The organism is Pseudoruegeria sp. HB172150 (assembly GCF_013184805.1).
Lineage (GTDB): Bacteria > Pseudomonadota > Alphaproteobacteria > Rhodobacterales > Rhodobacteraceae > Psychromarinibacter.
Genome location: NZ_JAATNG010000001.1, coordinates 2,119,000 through 2,137,680 on the forward strand (window position 1 = coordinate 2,119,000; position 18,681 = coordinate 2,137,680).

20 protein-coding genes and 1 tRNA gene are annotated in these 18,681 nt (G+C 65.0%); 10 read left to right on the top strand and 11 right to left on the bottom strand.

What is annotated here, in order from left to right:
• Positions 1–256: 256 nt before the first annotated feature.
• A complete protein-coding gene (locus tag HCO70_RS10125) occupies positions 257–550 on the top strand; it encodes a helix-turn-helix transcriptional regulator (protein WP_253913241.1) in 294 nt (97 codons plus the stop codon).
• Between the two features lie 10 nt (positions 551–560).
• Here the strand turns inward: HCO70_RS10125 and HCO70_RS10130 are convergent, their stop codons facing one another.
• The 3 genes from HCO70_RS10130 to HCO70_RS10140 all read right to left on the bottom strand — a co-directional run bounded on the left by HCO70_RS10130 (position 561) and on the right by HCO70_RS10140 (position 4,385).
• The gene (locus HCO70_RS10130) at positions 561–1,622 is read right to left on the bottom strand and encodes a DUF475 domain-containing protein (RefSeq protein ID WP_172295508.1); all 1,062 of its coding nucleotides are present in this window, start codon (positions 1,620–1,622) and stop codon (positions 561–563) included.
• Positions 1,623–1,730: 108 nt separating this feature from the next.
• Positions 1,731–3,569, bottom strand: coding sequence for an ABC-F family ATP-binding cassette domain-containing protein (locus tag HCO70_RS10135; protein ID WP_172295510.1), 1,839 nt, complete (start codon positions 3,567–3,569; stop codon positions 1,731–1,733).
• Between the two features lie 66 nt (positions 3,570–3,635).
• The gene (locus tag HCO70_RS10140) at positions 3,636–4,385 is read right to left on the bottom strand and encodes a GNAT family N-acetyltransferase (protein ID WP_172295512.1); all 750 of its coding nucleotides are present in this window, start codon (positions 4,383–4,385) and stop codon (positions 3,636–3,638) included.
• A 120-nt stretch (positions 4,386–4,505) separates the two neighbouring features.
• Here HCO70_RS10140 and msrB point away from each other — a divergent pair, with 120 nt between their 5' ends.
• Positions 4,506–4,901, top strand: coding sequence for a peptide-methionine (R)-S-oxide reductase MsrB (gene msrB / locus HCO70_RS10145; RefSeq protein WP_172295514.1), 396 nt, complete (start codon positions 4,506–4,508; stop codon positions 4,899–4,901).
• Positions 4,902–4,921: 20 nt separating this feature from the next.
• Here msrB and HCO70_RS10150 read toward each other — a convergent pair whose 3' ends face one another.
• Positions 4,922–5,380, bottom strand: coding sequence for an outer membrane protein assembly factor BamE (locus HCO70_RS10150; protein WP_253913153.1), 459 nt, complete (start codon positions 5,378–5,380; stop codon positions 4,922–4,924).
• A gap of 72 nt (positions 5,381–5,452) precedes the next feature.
• Here HCO70_RS10150 and HCO70_RS10155 point away from each other — a divergent pair, with 72 nt between their 5' ends.
• Positions 5,453–6,013 (top strand): DUF177 domain-containing protein, encoded by a 561-nt coding sequence (locus HCO70_RS10155; RefSeq protein ID WP_172295518.1) that lies wholly within the window; start codon positions 5,453–5,455, stop codon positions 6,011–6,013.
• 42 nt (positions 6,014–6,055) lie between these two features.
• Here HCO70_RS10155 and HCO70_RS10160 read toward each other — a convergent pair whose 3' ends face one another.
• Entirely contained in the window at positions 6,056–7,987 is a 1,932-nt protein-coding gene (locus tag HCO70_RS10160; RefSeq protein ID WP_172295520.1) for an elongation factor G, read from the bottom strand.
• A 358-nt stretch (positions 7,988–8,345) separates the two neighbouring features.
• On the opposite strand from HCO70_RS10160, the gene rpmF reads away from it, so the two are divergent.
• From rpmF to HCO70_RS10195, 7 genes are all read left to right on the top strand, one after another.
• Entirely contained in the window at positions 8,346–8,552 is a 207-nt protein-coding gene (gene rpmF, locus HCO70_RS10165) for a 50S ribosomal protein L32 (protein WP_172295522.1), read from the top strand.
• 18 nt (positions 8,553–8,570) lie between these two features.
• Entirely contained in the window at positions 8,571–9,680 is a 1,110-nt protein-coding gene (gene plsX / locus HCO70_RS10170; RefSeq protein ID WP_172295524.1) for a phosphate acyltransferase PlsX, read from the top strand.
• Complete coding sequence (locus tag HCO70_RS10175; RefSeq protein ID WP_172295526.1) at positions 9,677–10,648, top strand: beta-ketoacyl-ACP synthase III; 972 nt, start codon at positions 9,677–9,679, stop codon at positions 10,646–10,648. Before plsX ends, HCO70_RS10175 begins: the two co-directional genes overlap by 4 nt.
• Before the next feature lie 95 nt (positions 10,649–10,743).
• Positions 10,744–11,046 carry an integration host factor subunit alpha gene (gene ihfA, locus HCO70_RS10180; protein WP_172296244.1) on the top strand — a complete coding sequence of 101 codons (303 nt, stop codon included), beginning with the start codon at positions 10,744–10,746 and terminating at the stop codon, positions 11,044–11,046.
• Between the two features lie 12 nt (positions 11,047–11,058).
• On the top strand, positions 11,059–12,018 hold the full coding sequence (locus HCO70_RS24835) for a MerR family transcriptional regulator (protein WP_253913154.1): 960 nt from the start codon (positions 11,059–11,061) through the stop codon (positions 12,016–12,018).
• A gap of 55 nt (positions 12,019–12,073) precedes the next feature.
• Positions 12,074–12,150 (top strand) — tRNA-Pro (locus HCO70_RS10190).
• A gap of 55 nt (positions 12,151–12,205) precedes the next feature.
• The gene (locus HCO70_RS10195) at positions 12,206–13,288 is read left to right on the top strand and encodes a 2'-deoxycytidine 5'-triphosphate deaminase (RefSeq protein ID WP_172295528.1); all 1,083 of its coding nucleotides are present in this window, start codon (positions 12,206–12,208) and stop codon (positions 13,286–13,288) included.
• An 18-nt stretch (positions 13,289–13,306) separates the two neighbouring features.
• Here the strand turns inward: HCO70_RS10195 and HCO70_RS10200 are convergent, their stop codons facing one another.
• The 6 genes from HCO70_RS10200 to HCO70_RS10225 form a co-directional block, all read right to left on the bottom strand.
• Positions 13,307–14,860 (bottom strand): diguanylate cyclase, encoded by a 1,554-nt coding sequence (locus tag HCO70_RS10200; RefSeq protein WP_172295530.1) that lies wholly within the window; start codon positions 14,858–14,860, stop codon positions 13,307–13,309.
• A 171-nt stretch (positions 14,861–15,031) separates the two neighbouring features.
• Positions 15,032–15,229, bottom strand: coding sequence for a hypothetical protein (locus HCO70_RS10205; protein WP_172295532.1), 198 nt, complete (start codon positions 15,227–15,229; stop codon positions 15,032–15,034).
• A 12-nt stretch (positions 15,230–15,241) separates the two neighbouring features.
• Positions 15,242–15,892 (bottom strand): SMC-Scp complex subunit ScpB, encoded by a 651-nt coding sequence (scpB, locus tag HCO70_RS10210; protein WP_172295534.1) that lies wholly within the window; start codon positions 15,890–15,892, stop codon positions 15,242–15,244.
• Positions 15,885–16,676 (bottom strand): ScpA family protein, encoded by a 792-nt coding sequence (locus HCO70_RS10215; RefSeq protein ID WP_172295536.1) that lies wholly within the window; start codon positions 16,674–16,676, stop codon positions 15,885–15,887. The genes scpB and HCO70_RS10215 overlap by 8 nt, the downstream gene beginning before the upstream one ends.
• Entirely contained in the window at positions 16,654–17,679 is a 1,026-nt protein-coding gene (locus HCO70_RS10220) for a glycoside hydrolase family 3 protein (protein ID WP_172296246.1), read from the bottom strand. Before HCO70_RS10220 ends, HCO70_RS10215 begins: the two co-directional genes overlap by 23 nt.
• Positions 17,679–18,599, bottom strand: a complete 921-nt coding sequence (locus HCO70_RS10225) for an SPOR domain-containing protein (RefSeq protein ID WP_253913155.1) — start codon at positions 18,597–18,599, stop codon at positions 17,679–17,681. The genes HCO70_RS10220 and HCO70_RS10225 overlap by 1 nt, the downstream gene beginning before the upstream one ends.
• Between the last annotated feature and the right edge of the window lie 82 nt (positions 18,600–18,681).

Consider the following 18,681-nt stretch of genomic DNA (forward strand, 5'->3'; position numbering starts at 1 on the left):
CACATACCATTTAGTGAATGTGAATTGCGCGATCCGCCCATCGATTGGGCGTTGGTCGGGCTTGTCTCGAAACCGGCGGGTCCGGTACATAATTTGGCCTGGCCCCGTCAAGTCGCTATGTTAAGGAAAGCGCGTGTTCGCGAAGATGCAGCAGGAAGACCTATTGGAACGGACGAACGAAACCAGCTTTGGCATTGCGGACAGCGATACCCTGCCCGCTTTCACCGGTAACAAATCCTCGGCCGATCTCGACCGTATGACCCGGAACGCTCAGGCAGCGGCGAATTTCCTCAAGGCGATCAGCCACGAAGGGCGGCTGATGATCCTGTGCCACCTGGCCAGCGGCGAGAAATCGGTAACGGAGCTGGAAGAGCTGCTGTCGGCGCGGCAGGCGGCGGTGTCGCAACAGCTTTCGCGGCTGCGGCTGGAGGGGCTGGTGACCCCCCGGCGCGAAGGCAAGACGATCTATTACAGCCTTGCCGACGACCGTTCGACGCGGATCATGGAAGTGGTCTACGACCTGTTCTGCGGCAAGGACTCCGAGGCCTGACACGGCGAAATCATTCGAACCCGGCGACGCCTTCGTGACCGTGACGCCGGTTCCAGCGCATCGAGGACCAGAGCGCCAGCAGGATCAGCCCTGCCCCGATCAGCCCGGTGATGAGTTCCGGTATCTCGTAGATCGACTGGGCGAACATGATCACTGATAGCGCGAAGATCGAATAGAAGGCGCCGTGCTCCAGATAGCGGAACTGCGCCAGCGTCTTCTTCTCCACCAGCATGATGGTCATCGAGCGCACGTACATCGCACCGATGCCCAGCCCGATGGCGATCAGGAAAAGGTTGTGTGTCAGCGCAAAGGCGCCGATCACGCCGTCGAAGGAAAAGCTGGCGTCCAGCACTTCAAGGTAAAGAAATGCTCCCAGCCCGCCCCCGGCGCCGATAGCCTTGGCCTGCTCGCGTTTGTCCAGAACCTGGCCCAGGATCTCCACCAGCGTAAAGACCACAAGACCGAAGAGGCCGGCATAGAGGAACTCCGACCGGTGCGCCTCGTCCAGCAGGCTTGCGAAGATCAGGAGCAGCACGAGAACGGTGGAAAACTGCATGCCCCTGATGGGCGCGCAGCGTCGCAGCTGGCATTCCAGCGCGCCGATCCAGTCGACCTCTTTCCCCTCGTCGATGAAATAGGTGAGCGCCACCATCATCAGGAATGCGCCGCCGAAGGCCGCGATGCTGACATGCGCGCCTTCCATGATCTGGGCGTAGGCATGGGGCTCCGTCGCCGCCAGTTTGACCGCGGCCCACGGGCTGATACCGGCGGCGACCACAACGACGGCCAGAGGAAAGATGATCCGCATGCCGAAAACGGCGATCAGGATACCCCAGGTCAGGAACCGGTGCTGCCACTTCGGGGTCATGTATTTCAGCTTGTTGGCGTTGACGATGGCGTTGTCGAAGCTCAGCGAGATCTCCAGAACCGCCAGGACCGCACCGATCATCAGGAATGTCAGGGTCCCGGCCAGTGTACCTGTCCAGGTCCAGCCAAGCCAGGCGGTCAGCAGCAATCCCACAACCGTGACGAGAAATGCCCACCGGAAGTAGGCGATCGTGCTGCGTGCCATGTCGTGGCTAAGCTCCGTCTGTCCCCATGACAGTCTAGCTAGGTGCGATCACGCCGGTTTCCAAGGTGGATGGCACGCCCGCCGGGCCGTGTTGCCACCGTGCCGCAGTCACGTCCGCGCGGCTTCTGCCTTTTCCTCGAGCGAAAGCCATTCTTCCTCGGCGGCGGACAGCGCCGATTGCCGCTCGACCAGCGCGTCGGAGGCCTTGCGGAACTTCACCGGCTCACGGGTGAAAAGCTCCGGATCGGCGAGAAACTGGGTCAGTTTCGCGATTTCCGCCTCCAGCCGCTCCATCTCTCCAGGCAAAACGTCGAGCCGGTGTTTCTCGGTAAAGCTCAGGCCATTGCCCACCGGTTTTGCCGGTTTCGCCTCGGGTTTTTCCACCTTTTCGGGTTTCAGAGCGGGTTTCGGAGAAGCCGGTTTCACGTCCGCCCCGGCATCGCCCCGCTGCACCCGGTAATCGCTCCAGCCCCCGGCATAGATCACAGCACGCCCGTCCCCCTCCATCGCGATGGTGGTCGATGCGACGCGATCAATGAAATCCCGGTCGTGGCTGACCAGCAGAACGGTGCCGTCATAATCGCCCAACAGTTCCTGCAGCAGGTCCAGCGTCTCGATATCCAGATCGTTCGTAGGTTCGTCCAGCACCAGCAGGTTCGACTGCCGCGCCATGATCCGCGCCAGCAGCAACCGCGCCTTCTCTCCCCCGGAAAGCGAGCGCACCGGGGCGCGGGCCTGCGCCTCGTCGAACAGGAAATCCTTCAGGTAACCCACCACGTGGCGCGGCGTGCCGCGCACCATCACCTGATCGGACTGGCCCGAAATCTTCATCTGCGGATCGTTGGTCAGGCTGTCCCAAAGCGTCGCATCGGGATCGAGCTGCGAGCGGTTCTGATCGAAGACAGCAATTTCCAGATTCGTTCCCTGGGTGACCGTGCCGCTGTCCGGCGCGATTTCCCCGGTCAGCATTTTCAGCAGCGTGGTCTTGCCCACGCCGTTCGGCCCTACAAAGGCCACCCGGTCGCCCCGCAGCACCCGCAGAGAGAAAGGCTTCAGGATGAGCTTTCCGTCATAGCTCTTTGAAATCTCTTTCGCTTCGATGACACGCTTGCCGGATTGCGGGCCCGCCTCCAGCGCCATTTCGGCGGCGCCCTGGCGCCGGATCAGCGAGGCGCGCTCGGCCCGCAGATCCTGCAGTGCACGGACCCGCCCCATGTTGCGCTTGCGCCGGGCGCTGATGCCTTCGACAGCCCACCGCGCCTCCGCCTTGATCTTGCGATCCAGCTTGTGGCGGGCGACGTCTTCTTCTTCCCAGACCTTGTCGCGCCAGACTTCAAAATCGGCAAAGCCGCGTTCCTGCCGCCGCACTTCGCCCCGGTCGAGCCAGAGCGTGGTTTTCGTCAAGGCGCGCAGGAAGGCGCGGTCGTGCGAGATCAGGACATAAGCAGCGCGGGTCGCCTTCAGCTGTTCTTCCAGCCATCCGATCGCCTCGATGTCGAGGTGGTTGGTGGGCTCGTCGAGCAGCATCAGTGACGGCACCTCGGCCATCAGCTTGGCCAGCGCCGCACGCCGTCGCTCGCCGCCCGAAGCCGCCCCGACCGGCGTGGCAGGATCGAATTTCAGTCCTTCGGCAGCCATCTCGACCCGGTAGGCGTCGGCGGCGTCCAACCCGCTGGCGGCGAAATCTCCGAGCGTGGCGAAACCCGAGAGATCCGGGTGCTGTTCCATGTAACCGGTGCCTGTCCCCGGCGACAGAACGCGGTCGCCGCGGTCCGGCTCCACCATCCCCGCGAGTACCTTCATCAGCGTCGACTTGCCGGAGCCGTTGCGGCCGACCAGCGCGATGCGGTCGCCCGGCTGCACGACAAGGTCGACCCCGTCGAACAGGGGATTGCCGCCGAAAGTCAGCGCGATGTCGGAAAGCTGAAGAAGAGGTGCCCGTGCCATGCAGCGCGAGCTATAACCGCGCCCGTGAAACGTCAACGGGGGCCGCGCGATTGCCGGTGTAACGCCCTACCCGGCCACCATCCGCAGCGCCCGCTTCCGCGCTGGCGGCACCGCAGAGATCTCCAGCCCGGTAAAGACATGCAGCGTGTTCATGTCCTGATCGACCACCGCGTGATCGCTGACCCAGCCGCCCATCATCAGGTAGGTGCGCAGCAGCGGCGGCATCGTCTTCATAGCCGCCTTCAGGTCCGGTTTGCGTCGCAGCCGCGCAGCGAAACGGAATACCTTCGGCGCCTTCACCCGCGGCAGCCAGCGCTTCGGCGCAAGGTGGCGTTCCTTCAGCATCGCGAAGGCGTCGAGATAAGCCTCCGTCTCCGTCCCGTGGAAAGAGGAGCAGCCGAACAGCATCTCCACCTCCTGCTCGTCAACGAAACGAGTCATCGCGCCCCAGGCGACGCGCAGGATATCCGGATCCATCGCATGGTCGGGAGCGATGCAGAACCGCCCCATCTCGACCATCTTGCCGCCGTAGGCCTCCAGCGCGTCCAGATCGTAATACTGCGCCGAGTAGCTGCGCGCGATCTCGCCACCATCCTTGAGCGGCAAAAGCCGGAAGCAGCAGACGAGGCGTCCGGTCTTGACCTCTTCCACAAGCACATGGCTGCAGATCTCGTCGAAAGGATCCGCATCACGCCCGCCCTCGCGCGGGGAAGCGCCGGTCTCGGCGATGAAGGTGCGGTAGCGCAGTTCCTGCGCCGCCACTACATCTGCGCGCGTTTCCGCCAGCCGTGCGTCGTACCTGCCCTTGCGAAGCATGCCACACCTCTTCACGAATGCTTGGCTTGGAAAGCCGTGCCTGTATCTTAGCTATGGTTTTGACCATGCCTACACACAAGATGTGACAGGCGTCTGACGAAACGGAACGGGAGCGGACAAATGAGCAAGGTGACGAAGACCGACGAGGAATGGCGCGCAGAGCTTGATGACCTGACCTACAAGGTCACTCGCAAGCACGGCACCGAGCGGGCCTTCACCCATGATGATTTCCCGAAAGCGCCCGGCACCTTCGCCTGCGTCTGCTGCGGCGCGCCGCTGTTCGATCAGGCGCACAAGTTCGACAGCGGCAGCGGCTGGCCGTCTTTCTGGGAACCAAAAGACCCCGAGATGGTGGGCGAGAGCGTCGACCGCAGCTGGTTCATGAAGCGCACCGAGGTGCACTGCAACCAGTGCGAGGCGCATCTGGGCCACGTCTTCCCCGACGGACCGCAGCCGACCGGGCTGCGCTACTGCATCAACGGCGTGGCGCTGGAGTTCAAGCCCGACGAGGGGTGACCGGTCCGGCCGCCCCGGGGCTACTGCCCCAGAAGCTGTTCAGCGGTGAAGTTGCCGACGCTGCCGAAGAGCTGCCGCAGGAACGAGACGCCCTCGATGTTGCTGTCGGTGACGCGGCGCGACAACGCGATGACGCGGCCGTCCTCGAGGCCGAAGCGCTCGATGTTCCGGACCACACCCTGCTCGTCGAAGGTGATCGCAACGACTTCGCGGCCGATTTCCTTGTTCTCGCGAAAGCCATAGGCGCGGAACTTGCTTTTCACATAGTACCAGCCGCCGACGCTGCGGATGCCGGACACGGAGGGCGGACCAACGACCTCTTCGACGGTTTCCCGCGTGTCGACGCCGACGATAAGCTGGTTCAAATCCTCGTCCAGGGGGACATAACCATGGCTCCGGTCGATGTTCGAGCAGGCCGCCAGAAGGCCCAGCAGACCCGCCAGTAGAATGACCCGGAAACCGGTGATATGCCTGCCCATACTGCCCCCTCTTGCCATGATATGGCTGAGCTTTTAATCCGCTTACAGAAGGAAGGCTGAAGGATCAAGGGAATGGAAGACACCCCGCAACCCGAGGCCGGCACGCCGCGCCTGCGCCTTCAGGGGCTTCACGGCGACGGTGTGCGCGATGTCCTGCTGCAGCCGGACGCCACCGCCCGCGCGGCCATCGCCGAGGAGCTGGACCTGCTGGGCCTGCGTAAGCTGCGGCTGAAAGGACGCCTGATTCCCGAGGGAAAATCCGATTGGCGGCTGGAAGCGCAGATCGGGGCAACGGTCGTGCAGCCCTGCGTCTCGACGCTGGAGCCGGTGACCACGCGGATCGACGCAGACATCACCCGCCGCTACCTTGCCGATCCGCCGCCGATGCCGGAAGGCGACGAGGTAGAGATCCCCGAGGACGACACGATCGAGGAACTGCCGGCAGTTCTGGACCTCGAAGCATTGATGATCGAGGAACTCGCGCTCAACCTGCCGCTCTACCCGCATGTCGACGGTGCCGCGCCGGTCGAGGAGACCTTTGCGGCGCCGGGCGCCGAGCCGATCAGCGAGGAAGAGACCAAGCCGTTCGCCGGGCTTGCCTCGCTGAAGGACAAGATGGGCAAGGACGGATAGGCAGAGCCGCCAGCCGGATTGCAACCCGCAGTCCGATCCGGTTCAGGCCACCGCCTCCGCCCGCTCGGCGCGCACCTTCTCGGCTTCGCGGCCGTGGATCTCCTCGTAGTGGTCGAACCGGGTCTCGTACCAGCCGGTCCCGTGTGTCAGCCCGCCCAGGGACTGGAACAGTGCGTCCTGCGCCGGCGCCGGGATCAGGGCATGGAACACGTCCCAGCCCTTGGCGGTCGGATGCGGGTCGAAGCCCAGCACCTGCCCCTTCAGCGACGAGATCTCGCCAACCAGCGCGCCGGTGTAGACCGAAGGCAGATGGATATCGACCTGGTCAATCGGCTGCAGCAGCACCGGGTTGCACTCCTGCAGCGCCGAACGCATGCCCATCAGCCCCGCAGTGCGGAAGGCAAAGTCAGAGCTGTCGACCGAATGATGCTTGCCGTCCGTCAGGGTCACTGCCACGTCGATCACCCGGAACCCCAGCGGCCCGGTCTTCAGCGCCTCCTCGCACCCCGCCTGCACCGCGGGAATGTAGTTCCGCGGCACGGCGCCGCCCTTCACCACTTCATCGAAGGCAAAACCATCGCCCCGGGCCTGCGGCTTGACCGTCATCTGGATATCCGCGAATTGCCCTGCACCGCCCGATTGCTTGCGGTGCCGGTAATGGGTGTCGCTGCTGGCCGAGATCGTCTCGCGATACGATCCCGCTGGCACGTGTTCTTCCACCACGATGTCGAAATCGTCCTTCAGGGTCTGCATCACACGGCGCAGGTGCATCGGACCCTGCAGACAGGCGAGGATGTGGCCGCTATCCTCGTCCTGGCCAAGTTGCAGGCCGGGATCGGTCGCTTCGATCCGCGACAGAGCGCCGGAAAGGCGCGCGTCATCGCGCTCGTTGGCCGGGGTCAGCACCCGGCGAAAGACCGGCGGCGGGCCGTAGGCCCATTCGGGAACCGGATTGGCGTCGCCGCCGCTGTAAACGATCCCCGGGTTGAGATGGTCGGACTTCACCGCGACGGCCAGCCCGCCGGGATCAACCGCCCCGCTCATCGGCTTGCCGTCCGGCCCGTTCAGCGCACCGATGCCGCCGCCACCAAGCGACTGGCCCTGCGTCAGCCCGCCGCCCAGGGCGCGCAGAAGAACAGATTTGCCGACATGTTTGCGGTTGTCCGCATAGACCCCGATCACCGCGTCCGGCGCAATGCCCATACGCTCCGCCACCGCCTCGGCGCTTCCCGATTCGTGGCGAAGGTCCTTCATCAGCCGGGTTACGCCGTTGGCATGCAGCGCGGAGCCCAGGAAGACGGGGATCAGCTCGTTGCGCATGTGCATATCGGCAACCATCGAGAACACACTGTCAGGCGCGGGCACCTTGTCCTCGATCAGCTGCTCCAGGAGGTCGTCGTTGAAATCGGCCAGGCATTCCAGCAGCTCTGTCCGCGCCTCCTGTTCGCGGTCGCGCACGCCATCGGGCATCTCGACAAGGTTGGAAGGCTGGCCTTCCTGGTATTCCCAGGCGCGTTCCGAGATCAGGTCGACCGCGCCGACGATCTCTCCGCCCTCGCGGATCGGCACCTGGCGCAGGACCAGAAGATGACTCGCATAAAGCTGAAGGGCGGCCACGATGTCTCGTACCCGCCCTTCGAAACCGTCCATGTGATTAATGAAAAGGGAACATGGGACACCCGCCTCCTCGATCAGACGCAGGTAGGGCGCGGCCTGCGGCGCGGCGTCGGGATGCGGCGGCAACACCAGCACGGCATGGTCGGACGCCGCCAGCGCGTGACCCGCAGCACCAAGGTTGTCGGATCCGCCGGTGATGTCGAAGGCGCCCCAGGGTTCGCCTAGATAATCGAATGTCGTCAGCGTGAAACGGTCGGAGAAACGGCTTTCCTGCGCTCGCCCGTCCAGCCCCGCCAGGGCCGAGACAAGGGTCGTTTTACCGGATTGCGACGGTCCGAGTACCGTGAAGCAACGCATAATCATCCTCCTCCGTTGTGGTGGCACATGGCGCGTGGCGCCCTGCCCGAACGGATGCGGATATGCCTGCCTCTGCCCCGCTTCATGGGCGCAAAGCCCGGGCGGGTACCGGTCATGCTCGGACGAGGCCGCCCCCCGCGTCAAGAAATTTCGCCGGAGACACACGGATTGCGACAATCTTTCCCGTCTGATACGCGCCTCTCGGGGGTGTTACAAAATCGTGGAAAAACCCCTTGCATGGGAAAGAAATCGCAGTATGTTCGCGCCCTCTCTGAGATATCCGGGCCGAAGGGTTGCGCACCCCGCGCCGCATCACGAAATCAGGGCGCTTAGGCCCGCCGTAAACCGAGGTTGAGACATGGCTGTCCCTCAGAATAAAGTTACCAAGTCGCGGCGCAACATGCGCCGGTCGCATCACGCGCTCAACGGTGCGAATCCGAACGAGTGCTCCAACTGTGGCGAGCTGAAACGCCCGCATCACGTCTGCCCGTCCTGCGGCCACTACGACGACCGCGAAATCGTCGCCATGGTCGATGAAATCGATCTGGACGAAGACGCGGCGTAAGCCGGAACAGGCGTCAGTATGGGTGCCAGTGACACGCAATTGCCAGTCGAAGGCGCCCAACGCTATGTAATTTCTGTCGATGCAATGGGCGGCGACCGGGGACCGGCCGCCGTTGTTGCCGGTTGTGCGAAGTCCGCCGCGAAGAATCCGGAAATTGCCTTCATCCTGCACGGTCGCCGGACCGAGCTTGAGCCGCTCGTCGCCAAGCGCTGGCAGCTTAAGGATTGCTGCGAAATCCGCGATACCGAGGGCGTCGTCACCATGGACGAGAAGCCCAGCCACGTGATGCGTCACGGCAAGGGCACCTCGATGTGGTCGGCGATCGAAGCAGTTCGCAACGGCGAGGCGCAGGCCTGTGTTTCCTGCGGCAATACCGGCGCGTTGATGGCGCTGTCGATGGTGCGGCTGAGAAAGCTGGAGGGCGTGAACCGTCCCGCCATCGCGTGCCTGTGGCCGTCGCGAAACCCCGGCGGTTTCAACATGATGCTGGACGTGGGCGCCGACATCCGTGCCGACGAAGACGACCTGCTGCAATACGCTATGATGGGTGCGTCCTACGCCCGCAACGGCATGGGGCTGGACCGTCCGCGCGTCGGCCTGCTGAACGTCGGCACCGAAGAGCACAAGGGCCGGGCCGAGCTGAAGATCGCGGGCGAGATGCTGTCGAACGCGCAGTCGCTGGGCGGCTACGACTATGTCGGGTTCGTCGAAGGCGGCGATATCCCGTCTGACCGCGTCGACGTGATCGTCACCGACGGGTTCACCGGCAATATCGCGCTAAAGACCGGCGAAGGCATCGCGACGCTGATCCGCGACTTTCTGGCCGAGGCGTTCAAGGCGACGCCGCTGTCGCGGATAGCAGCACTGCTGGCGGTGACATCTTTGCGCCGTCTGCAAAAGCGGACCGATCCGCGCCGGGTCAACGGAGGTGTGTTCCTGGGCCTGAATGGGACCGTGGTGAAAAGCCACGGCGCGGCGGATTCAACGGGCGTTTCGGCGGCGATCAAGCTGGCCTTCCGCCTCGCTCAATCGAACTTTACCGAACGTTTGGCCGCTCGGGTTGCATCCGCTGCCATGCCGGGCAATGATGCCGCCAGTAAAGAGGCCGGGCACGGTAATAATCAATGATAAAACGCGCCGTCGTAACTGGTGTCGGTCACTATCTACCCGAACGGATCGTCCCGAACACGGAGTTCGAGAAGACGCTCGACACGTCGGACGAGTGGATCCGGTCACGGTCGGGAATCGAGCGCCGGCATTTCGCCGCCGAAGGGGAAACCACCTCTGATCTCGCCTTTCACGCGGCCACCGCCGCGCTGAAAAGCGCCGGTGTGAAGGCGACCGATATCGACGCGATCATCCTCGCCACCTCGACCGCCGACCTGACCTTCCCTTCCGCCGCGACAATGCTGCAGGCCAAGCTGGGCATGGACGGCGGCTTTGCCTTTGACGTGCAGGCGGTCTGTGCCGGGTTCATCTATGCGCTGTCGAATGCCAACGCGATGATCATCTCCGGACAGGCGCAGCGGATCCTCGTGGTCGGCGCCGAGACCTTCAGCCGGATCATGGACTGGACAGACAGATCCACCTGCGTGCTGTTCGGCGACGGGGCCGGCGCGGTGGTGCTGGAAGCCGCCGAGGGCACCGGCGAAACCGCCGACCGCGGCATCCTGTCTGTGGATCTCCATTCCGACGGCCGCCACCGCGAACTGCTCTATGTCGACGGCGGCGTCTCGACCCAGACCACGGGTTACCTGCGGATGCAGGGCAAGGAAGTCTTCCGCCACGCGGTCGAAAAGCTGGCCAAGACCGCCGACGCGGCGCTGGAAAAGGCCGGGCTGACCCATGACGATGTCGACTGGATCGTGCCGCACCAGGCCAACCTGCGGATCATCAAGGCAACGGCCCAGAAACTCGGCGTTCCGATGGACCATGTCGTTGTAACGGTCCAAGACCACGGCAACACTTCCGCTGCGTCAATTCCGTTGGCGCTATCGGTCGGCGTGGAGCGCGGACAGATCAAACCGGGCGACCTTATCGTGACCGAGGCCATCGGTGGCGGGCTCGCCTGGGGCTCCGTCGTCCTGCGCTGGTAGGAAAAAAGCGGCGAGTCAATCGCATAGCCCCTTTGGTTGATGTTGACTCCGAAAATTTTCCCGAACTATCCTGCCGTAATTCCGGATGGGAGCGTTTGATGAGCAAGACCTTGACCCGTATGGACCTGAGCGAAGCAGTATTTCGCGAGGTCGGCCTTTCCCGCAACGAATCCGCGCAGCTCGTGGAATCGGTTCTCGATCACATGTCCGATGCGCTTGTTTCGGGGGAAACCGTGAAGATCTCGTCTTTCGGGACTTTCTCGGTGCGTGACAAGGCGGCACGGGTCGGACGCAACCCGAAGACCGGCGAGGAGGTCCCGATTCTCCCCCGGCGGGTGCTGACCTTCCGCCCGTCGCATTTGATGAAAGATCGCGTGGCGGCGGGCAACAAGGGTTAAGACCCGAACCGCATGGACAAGTCGCCCGACGCATTCCGCACGATCAGCGAAGTTGCCGACTGGCTCGGCACACCGACCCACGTCCTGCGATTCTGGGAATCCCGCTTCACCCAGATCAAGCCGGTGAAACGCGCCGGGGGCCGGCGGTATTACCGTCCCAACGACATGGCGCTGCTGGGCGGGATCAAGAAGCTGCTGCACGATGACGGGCTGACGATCCGCGGCGTGCAGAAGATCCTGCGCACGGAGGGCGTAAAGCACGTGGCCGCGCTGTCGCAGCCGCTGGACGGATCTGAAGAGCCGGAGCCAGCGGAGGCATCCGCCGCCACCCTGCCCGATCCGGTGCCGCCGCACACGCCCGCACCCACCGGCGAAACCGTGAACCCCTTTGCCGCGTCAACTGCCGAGGAGCCGGCGGTCGCGGAATCCGACCGCCCACCCGCATTTGCTGCCACGCCCGCCGAGCCCAAACCGGAGCCGGAACCCGTGGCACCATCGGTGCCGTTCAGCGCGGCGCCCGAGCCGCCCACGGCGGAACCGGAGATCGCCGATACGCCGGAACCGGCAGAGCCGCCCGCTGCGGACGAAGAAGACGATCAGCCGTCCTTCCCCGGATTCTCTCACGGGTCCGCCCAACCGGCTCAGGCAGAGCCGGAGACACCTGCGCCGAAATCCGTGCATGAACCCGCGCCAGCATCTGAACCGATGCAAGCGCAGCCGGTGCAGCCCTACGACCTCGAGCACAGCCCCGAGCCGGAGCCCGCCACCGATGCCGCCGCTATTCCGGAACCGCCGCGCCCGGCTCCGCTGGTGCTGCCCGAAGCCGCCGCGATTCCCGATGGCCCGACCATCGCCGACGAGGTACTCGAGCGGCTCCGCGCCGGTGCCAAGGCGCCGCCGGAGCACCTGTTGCCGATCTACCGGCAGCTTGCCGAATTGCGTGACCGCATGGATGCGGAGCACAGTCACTGACGGACCCATTCCGCCCTTGCCCCGCCCGGCAAAACCAGTATGAAGGGGCTCGCGTCGGGCTATGGCGCAGTCTGGTAGCGCGTCCGTCTGGGGGACGGAAGGTCGCAGGTTCAAGTCCTGCTAGCCCGACCAAGGAATTCTCCGCCCGCGAGCCTGCGCCGCGGGCGTTGTCGTATCGGAGGGGGCGATGAGCCGGACCGGCGTGCTGCCGAGCCAGGAGATCGAGGCGATGATCGCCTCGGGCGTGCTCGCCGCCGATCCGCCGATCGACCCTGCTCAGATCCAGCCCGCCTCGCTCGATCTCCGTCTCGGCACCCGTGCCTACCGCGTGCGCGCGTCGTTCCTTGCGGGTCAGGGCGCGAAGGTCGCCGACCGGCTGGACGAATTCACAATGCACGAGATCGACCTGACCAACGGCGCGGTGCTGGAAAAGGGCTGTGTCTATGTGGTGCCGCTGATGGAGCGGCTCGCCCTGCCAGAGGGCATTCAGGCGGTGGCGAATGCGAAAAGCTCCACCGGGCGGCTCGACCTGCTCACCCGGACGATCACCGATGGCGGCACCGAGTTCGACCGGATCCTGCCGGGTTATGTCGGGCCGCTTTACGCCGAGATCTGCCCCCGCTCCTTCTCGGTGCTGGTCCGCCCGGGAATGCGGTTGAACCAGATACGGTTCCGTCGTGGACACGCGGTGCTGGACGACGACACCCTGCGCGCGCTTCACGCGCAGGAGCCGCTGGTGGATGGCGAGGCGGTGATCGGTGAGGGCCTGGGGTTCTCCGTCGACCTGAAACCGCGCGACGGGACGCTGGTGGGCTACCGCGCCAAGCCGCATACCGGGGTGATCGATCTGGACCGGATCGGCGAATACGACCCCGCCGAATACTGGGAAGAGCTGCACACCAAGGATGGGCGCATCATCCTCGACCCCGGCGCGTTCTATATCCTCGTCAGCCGCGAGGCGGTGCATATCCCGCCGGATTACGCCGCCGAGATGGCGCCATACCTCGCGATGGTGGGCGAATTCCGGGTGCATTATGCCGGGTTCTTCGACCCCGGGTTCGGGCATTCCGCTGCGGGCGGCGCCGGGTCGCGCGGGGTGCTGGAGGTGCGGTGCCACGAAGCGCCCTTCGTGCTTGAGCACGGGCAGGTTGTGGGGCGTTTGGTCTACGAGCAGATGGCAGAGCGGCCGGAGCAGCTCTACGGGGCGGGGATTGCGTCGAACTACCAGGGCCAGGGACTGAAGCTGTCGAAGCACTTCCGCGCTGCCTGACCGGCGCGTCGTGACCGGTCAGGCCGGTTTTGCCTTCGGGATCATGAAGGTCTCTGTCACCATGCGCGAAGCGCAGCCGTGGAGCGGGCAGTCGCCGCAGGGCGACGCCCCGAAACCGGGGCCCGGATTGCCGCGTCCTTCCGGGCTGGCATGCGGGCATGGTGCGCCGGTCTGCAGTTCGACCAGCTGGTGACAGCCGACGACGCGGTCCCTGCCCTGATCCTTCGCGGCATAGAGCGCGGCATCGGCACGCTGGATCAGCTCGTTCAGGTCTTCGTCAGAGGTCGATTGCCCGGCGACGCCGATGGACGCGGTGATCGGCAGATGGACCGGGCCGGCGGGCGGTTTCACCCGGGCTGCGACAAGGCGGCGCAGCTCTTCGGCGACACCATGCGCCTCGACCTCGCCGGCGCCGGGAAGCAGCAGCAGGAATTCCTCACCGCCCCAGCGCGAGAGCACATCGGTGCGACGCAGGCGTGTACGCAGGACCTCGGCCACATCGCGCAGCACGCGGTCACCCTCGGCATGGCCATAGGTGTCGTTGACGCGCTTGAAGTGATCGAGATCCATCATCAACGCCGACATTGCCTCGCCGGTGCGGCAGGCCTGCGCGAACAGGTTCTGGCCAAGCGCCGTCGCGGCGCGGCGATTGGTAAGCCCGGTCAGCGGATCGGTCACCGATTCCCATTTCAGCCGGCGTTCCACCAGCCGCCGCCGCAGGTCGGATTTCTCGTGCAGCTGGCTGGTATAGGTCACCATGGCGATGCTGAACCAGATCGTCACGGTGGCAAAGATTGCCCCGTAATCCGCCCCGACACGCGGCAGCAGGAAGGCGCAGGCACCGAAGAAGACCGTGATCGCCATGATCTGGTAACGCACCAGCCGCCCGGGCAGATCGTCCCGCATCAGGACTCGCACCGAGGCGAGATGGGCATAGGTGCTGAGCACTGCGACTGCCAGAACCAGCAGCATAAGCGCCGAGATAGGCGACATCGCGCCGTGAAACCGGTTCACCCCGTCGGAATAGCCGATCAGCGACATCAGTGGCAGGAAAGGCGCAGCGGAGGCGAAGAAGAAGCCGCTGCGCGGCAGTTCGCGCCGGAGCAGCAGACCGAGTGCCACGGCCAGTGCCACCCAGGCAGTGTTCGCACCCATGCGGATCGGATTGTCAGGATCGACGGGCACGCCCGGCAGCAGGAACAGGTCGCTGAACGGCATGTCGTTCCCGGCAATGAGAACCTCCGCGAACCGCGCGAGGCAGATGACGACGACCAGGCCGGCAAACAGGCGCGCGACGAAGGTCAGGCGGCGCAGGGGCCGGTAGGTGGAAACGGCGGCAGCCAGGAGGTAGACGCAGAAAAGCGTCAGGGGATGGGTCCCACCACCACCTTCCACGGGGCGGAACATCCTTTCGTTCCCAAGAGCGTAGCCCGCGAAGACCAAGAAACCCATGGCCAGCACCGCCCAGACAAGGCTGTAGCGCATGCCGTGGACCCAGCGCACCAGCCGCATTGAGCGCCGCCCCGGTTTCACACCGGAAACGCCAGTCGCATTCGCTGCCTGATCGGTCATCGTCACACCATCGGCCCCCAAAGCCGGCGGGGATCCAGGATCCTGCCGCCACCTCGATTGGGGATCGTTTAGCGCCGGCGCGGTAAAAGAGAGCTAAACCGGCGGAGCGAGTTTGGCGTGAGTTTTAAATGAATCCCTTACGACCGACGGGGCCGTTAACACTTGCGCCGGTCAGAAGCGGGTCAGCCGCCGCAGCGCCCGCATGCCCTGCCGCGCGCGCTTGGCGGCATCGGCGTTCTGGCGCTTCTGTTTCGGGTCTGCCGGAGCGCCATTGCGGTTCATGCGTTTCGTGGCCGCATCAACGCCCATGAACATCCCCTTCCGCGTCAGATAGCGGATCGCCATGTTCACCAGTCGGTTCGTGTTCATCCTGCGGGCCTCCTATTCGAACATCTCGCCCTGATCGGTATCGGGCACGGCCTCGTCGTCGTCTTCTTCGCTCTCGCCCGCCGGCAGCGGCCCCATCTGTGGCCGGCTTTCCAGCAGCCCCGCCTCGCGCAGCTCCTTCAGCCCCGGCAGGTCGCGAGCGTTTTCCAGCCCGAAGTGATCAAGGAACTCTTCCGTCACGACATATGTGACGGGGCGGCCCGGTGTCATCCTGCGGCGGCCGAATTTGATCCATTCCAGCTCCAATAGCTGGTCGACGGTGCCTCTGGACACGGATACGCCACGGATTTCCTCGATCTCCGCCCGCGTAACCGGCTGGTGATAGGCGATGATCGCCAGCGTCTCGATGGCGGCGCGGGACAGCTTCCGCGTCTCCACCGTCTCCTTCTGCATCAGAAAGCCGAGATCCGGCGCGGTGCGCAGCGCCCAGGCATCGCCGACGCGGACAAGGTGAACGCCCCTGCCCTCGTACCGCTTCTTCAGGTGAACCAGCGCCTCCGACGCGTCGGCGCCATGCGGCATCCGCGCATTCAGTTCGACAACCGAGACCGGTTCGGCAGAGGCAAAAAGGATTGCCTCGACCATGCGCTCCTGCTCGCCCATCGGCGGGGCCTCGAACAGGCTTTCCTCCTGTTCCTCAGCCATCCGTGTTCCTTCTGCGTATCTGGATCGGCGCGTAGGTCTCGGCCTGCCGTATCTCGATCCGACCTTCCTTGGCCAGTTCCAGCGAGGCCGCGAATGTCGCCGCCGTGGCCGAACGGCGCAGCTGCGGCTCGGTTTCCCAGCCTTCGGGAAGGTAGGACATGATGTCGGTCCATTCACCGGCAAAGCCGATCAGAGGACGCATCCGGTCCAGCGCCTGCTCCATCGTCAGGATCCGGTCCCGGTCCATCACGAAGGGGCGGAAATCGTCCTTGGTGCGGATCCGGGCATAAGCCTGCATCAGATCCAGCAGCGTCGCGGTGTAGGTGATCCGCCGGACCCGTTCCATGTTCTCGGGAATACCGCGCACGAAAAAGTCGCGGCCCTTCTGATCGCGGCCCATCAGCCGCGCTGCCACCTCGCGCATCGCCTGCAGGCGTTCCAGCTGGAACGCCAGATGCGCGGCCAGTTCCTCGCCCGAAGGTCCTTCCTCGGTCGGATCGGGCGGCAGCAGCAGGCGCGACTTCAGAAAGGCGAGCCATGCGGCCATCACCAGATAGTCGGCGGCGAGCTCGATGCGAAGCTGCTGCGCCTTTTTCACGAAAACAAGGTATTGCTCGGCCAGCTGCAGGACGGAAATCTTGCGCAGATCGACCTTCTGGGTGCGCGACAGGGTCAGCAGCAGGTCGAGCGGCCCCTCGAAGCCGTCGACATCGACGATCAGCGCCTCGGCCGCCCGGCGGGCCTCGACGCTTTCGACATTTTCAAAGGCTGACTCGTCTGTCATCGGCACCATGTTTCAATAGCGCCTCAAGCTCCGCTTCCGCCTCCGCAATGTCAATGGGGACGGGGTTCGGCCGCGCGGCCAGAGCGGCCTCTGCACGCAGCAGGGCAACGCCCGACAGCGTATGCGACGCACCCACGACCTCCTGCATCTCGGCCATCCGGCCGGAACAGTGAAGGACAAGGTCGCATCCTGCGGCATGCGCGGCGGCGGTACGGTCCGCCAGCCCGCCTGCAAGCGCCTCCATAGAAATGTCGTCGGTCATCAGAAGACCGGTGAAGCCGATCTCCTCGCGGATCACCCGCTGCATGATGACAGAGGTGGTCGCCGGCTGGTCCGGGTCGAAGGCGGTAAAGACGATATGCGCGGTCATCGCCATCGGCAGGTCAGACAGCGCGGTGAACGGCGCAAAATCCCAGGCGCGCAGCGCTTCGGCGCTTTCGGTCACCACAGGCAGGCCAAGGTGGCTGTCGACAAGCGCGCGGCCATGTCCGGGCATGTGCTTCATCACCGGGGATACACCGCCGGCGCGCAGTCCTTTGATCACGGCGCGGGCCGCGTCCGTCACCGGGCCGGGCATGGTGCCATAGCAGCGGTTCTTGAGGATCGGATGCGTCCCGTCCTCGGCGATGTCGCAGGTCGGACCGCAATTCACATCGATGCCCACGTTGCGCAATTCCGACGCAATGATCCGATAACGCAGCTCCATCGTCCGCGCGGCGTTGCAGCCCGCAATCGCCATCTGGTCCAGCGGCGGCAGCCATTGCCGCCAGTGCGGCGGGCCCATCCGCTGCACCCGGCCGCCTTCCTGGTCGATCAGGATCGGGGCGTCGCGGCCCACCGCGTCGCGCAGCCCATCGGTCAGACGTTTGACCTGATCCGGTGTCTGGACGTTGCGGGCGAACAGGATAAAGCCCCAGGGCTGCACCTCGGCGAAGAAGCGGCGTTCCTCCGGCGTAAGGCGCGGACCGTCGCAGCCAAGTATGACCGAGGTAAGCCCGGCCATCAGCGGGCGACCACCGGGATGCACGCCTGTTTCTCCGCCACGAAGGCCGAACAGAAGCGCCGTGCGTCGGCGATATCCTCAAAACCCTCGGCGCGCAGGCGGTAGAAGGTCTTGCCACCCGAGACCGCCTTTTCGATGACGCGGCTCTTGTCGGTCAGGAAATCGGTGAACCGGGCGTCGAGCCGCGCCCATTCCTGCCGCGCCTCGTCGGGGCTGGCGAAGGCGCCGAACTGTACCAGACGGGTGCCCTCGGCGATGGTTTCGGGATCGACCTCGACCGCCGGGGCGGCCACGGCGCGGGCAACGCTGGCGGCAACCGCTTCGGCCGTCGCGTCGGTGCCGCCACCGAAACCGGCGGGGCGAACCCTTGGCACCGGCGAAGCCGAGACACCGGGGATACTGGCCGGAATGATCTCGGCCGCCATGTCCTTTTCCTCGATGATGGCAGAGAGCGGCGTGACGCCGCTTGTCAGCTCATCGGCCAGCGCCATGACATCATCCGCAGAGGCCCGTTCCTCCGGCGACGCGATCACCTCGGTGGTTTCGGTCGCCTCCGACGCGCTGAGCGTCGGCGTCGGCTGATCCTCTTCGGTCAGGTCCAGTGGCGGCGGGGCCAGCACAAGCCGGTCGGCGGGCCCTTCGGCCACGCCCTCGGCGGCGACGTTGTTCACCGCCAGCCCCTGATGTTCCGCCTGTTCGCCGCCGGGTTCTTCCGGCGTGACGCGCATCGGCCCTTCCAGCGCGCGCACCACCGGCACGCCGGACACGTCGCGCATCAATAGCTGGTAACCCCACAGCCCGAGCCCGGCGATCAACGCCACCGAACTGATTGCACCCACCCAATTGAAAATGAAGCCGAAAACGCTTTGACCGGCTACACCGTCCGGCTCTGCGCGTCCGCCCAGATACATATCCGCCATGTCTGCCTCACTGCCCTTTCGGCGCCGCCGCGCTCTTTGGGCTTATCTTGCCTGCTCAAGACCCGCTGAGGCCGGGTTGCGC

What these genes read in the sequence shown, in the direction of transcription:
- HCO70_RS10140 (WP_172295512.1), bottom strand. Translation starts at nt 4,385, where the DNA reads ATGCTTCGCAAGGGCAGGTACGACGCACGGCTGGCGGAAACGCGCGCA.
- HCO70_RS10220 (WP_172296246.1), bottom strand. Translation starts at nt 17,679, where the DNA reads ATGGCCGGGCTTACCTCGGTCATACTTGGCTGCGACGGTCCGCGCCTT.
- HCO70_RS10130 (WP_172295508.1), bottom strand. Translation starts at nt 1,622, where the DNA reads ATGGCACGCAGCACGATCGCCTACTTCCGGTGGGCATTTCTCGTCACG.
- HCO70_RS10225 (WP_253913155.1), bottom strand. Translation starts at nt 18,599, where the DNA reads ATGGCGGATATGTATCTGGGCGGACGCGCAGAGCCGGACGGTGTAGCC.
- scpB (WP_172295534.1), bottom strand. Translation starts at nt 15,892, where the DNA reads ATGGCTGAGGAACAGGAGGAAAGCCTGTTCGAGGCCCCGCCGATGGGC.
- HCO70_RS10175 (WP_172295526.1), top strand. Translation starts at nt 9,677, where the DNA reads ATGATAAAACGCGCCGTCGTAACTGGTGTCGGTCACTATCTACCCGAA.
- msrB (WP_172295514.1), top strand. Translation starts at nt 4,506, where the DNA reads ATGAGCAAGGTGACGAAGACCGACGAGGAATGGCGCGCAGAGCTTGAT.
- HCO70_RS10215 (WP_172295536.1), bottom strand. Translation starts at nt 16,676, where the DNA reads ATGACAGACGAGTCAGCCTTTGAAAATGTCGAAAGCGTCGAGGCCCGC.
- HCO70_RS10155 (WP_172295518.1), top strand. Translation starts at nt 5,453, where the DNA reads ATGGAAGACACCCCGCAACCCGAGGCCGGCACGCCGCGCCTGCGCCTT.
- rpmF (WP_172295522.1), top strand. Translation starts at nt 8,346, where the DNA reads ATGGCTGTCCCTCAGAATAAAGTTACCAAGTCGCGGCGCAACATGCGC.
- HCO70_RS10200 (WP_172295530.1), bottom strand. Translation starts at nt 14,860, where the DNA reads ATGACCGATCAGGCAGCGAATGCGACTGGCGTTTCCGGTGTGAAACCG.
- HCO70_RS24835 (WP_253913154.1), top strand. Translation starts at nt 11,059, where the DNA reads ATGGACAAGTCGCCCGACGCATTCCGCACGATCAGCGAAGTTGCCGAC.
- HCO70_RS10205 (WP_172295532.1), bottom strand. Translation starts at nt 15,229, where the DNA reads ATGAACACGAACCGACTGGTGAACATGGCGATCCGCTATCTGACGCGG.
- HCO70_RS10135 (WP_172295510.1), bottom strand. Translation starts at nt 3,569, where the DNA reads ATGGCACGGGCACCTCTTCTTCAGCTTTCCGACATCGCGCTGACTTTC.
- plsX (WP_172295524.1), top strand. Translation starts at nt 8,571, where the DNA reads ATGGGTGCCAGTGACACGCAATTGCCAGTCGAAGGCGCCCAACGCTAT.
- HCO70_RS10160 (WP_172295520.1), bottom strand. Translation starts at nt 7,987, where the DNA reads ATGCGTTGCTTCACGGTACTCGGACCGTCGCAATCCGGTAAAACGACC.
- HCO70_RS10195 (WP_172295528.1), top strand. Translation starts at nt 12,206, where the DNA reads ATGAGCCGGACCGGCGTGCTGCCGAGCCAGGAGATCGAGGCGATGATC.
- HCO70_RS10150 (WP_253913153.1), bottom strand. Translation starts at nt 5,380, where the DNA reads ATGGGCAGGCATATCACCGGTTTCCGGGTCATTCTACTGGCGGGTCTG.
- HCO70_RS10125 (WP_253913241.1), top strand. Translation starts at nt 257, where the DNA reads ATGACCCGGAACGCTCAGGCAGCGGCGAATTTCCTCAAGGCGATCAGC.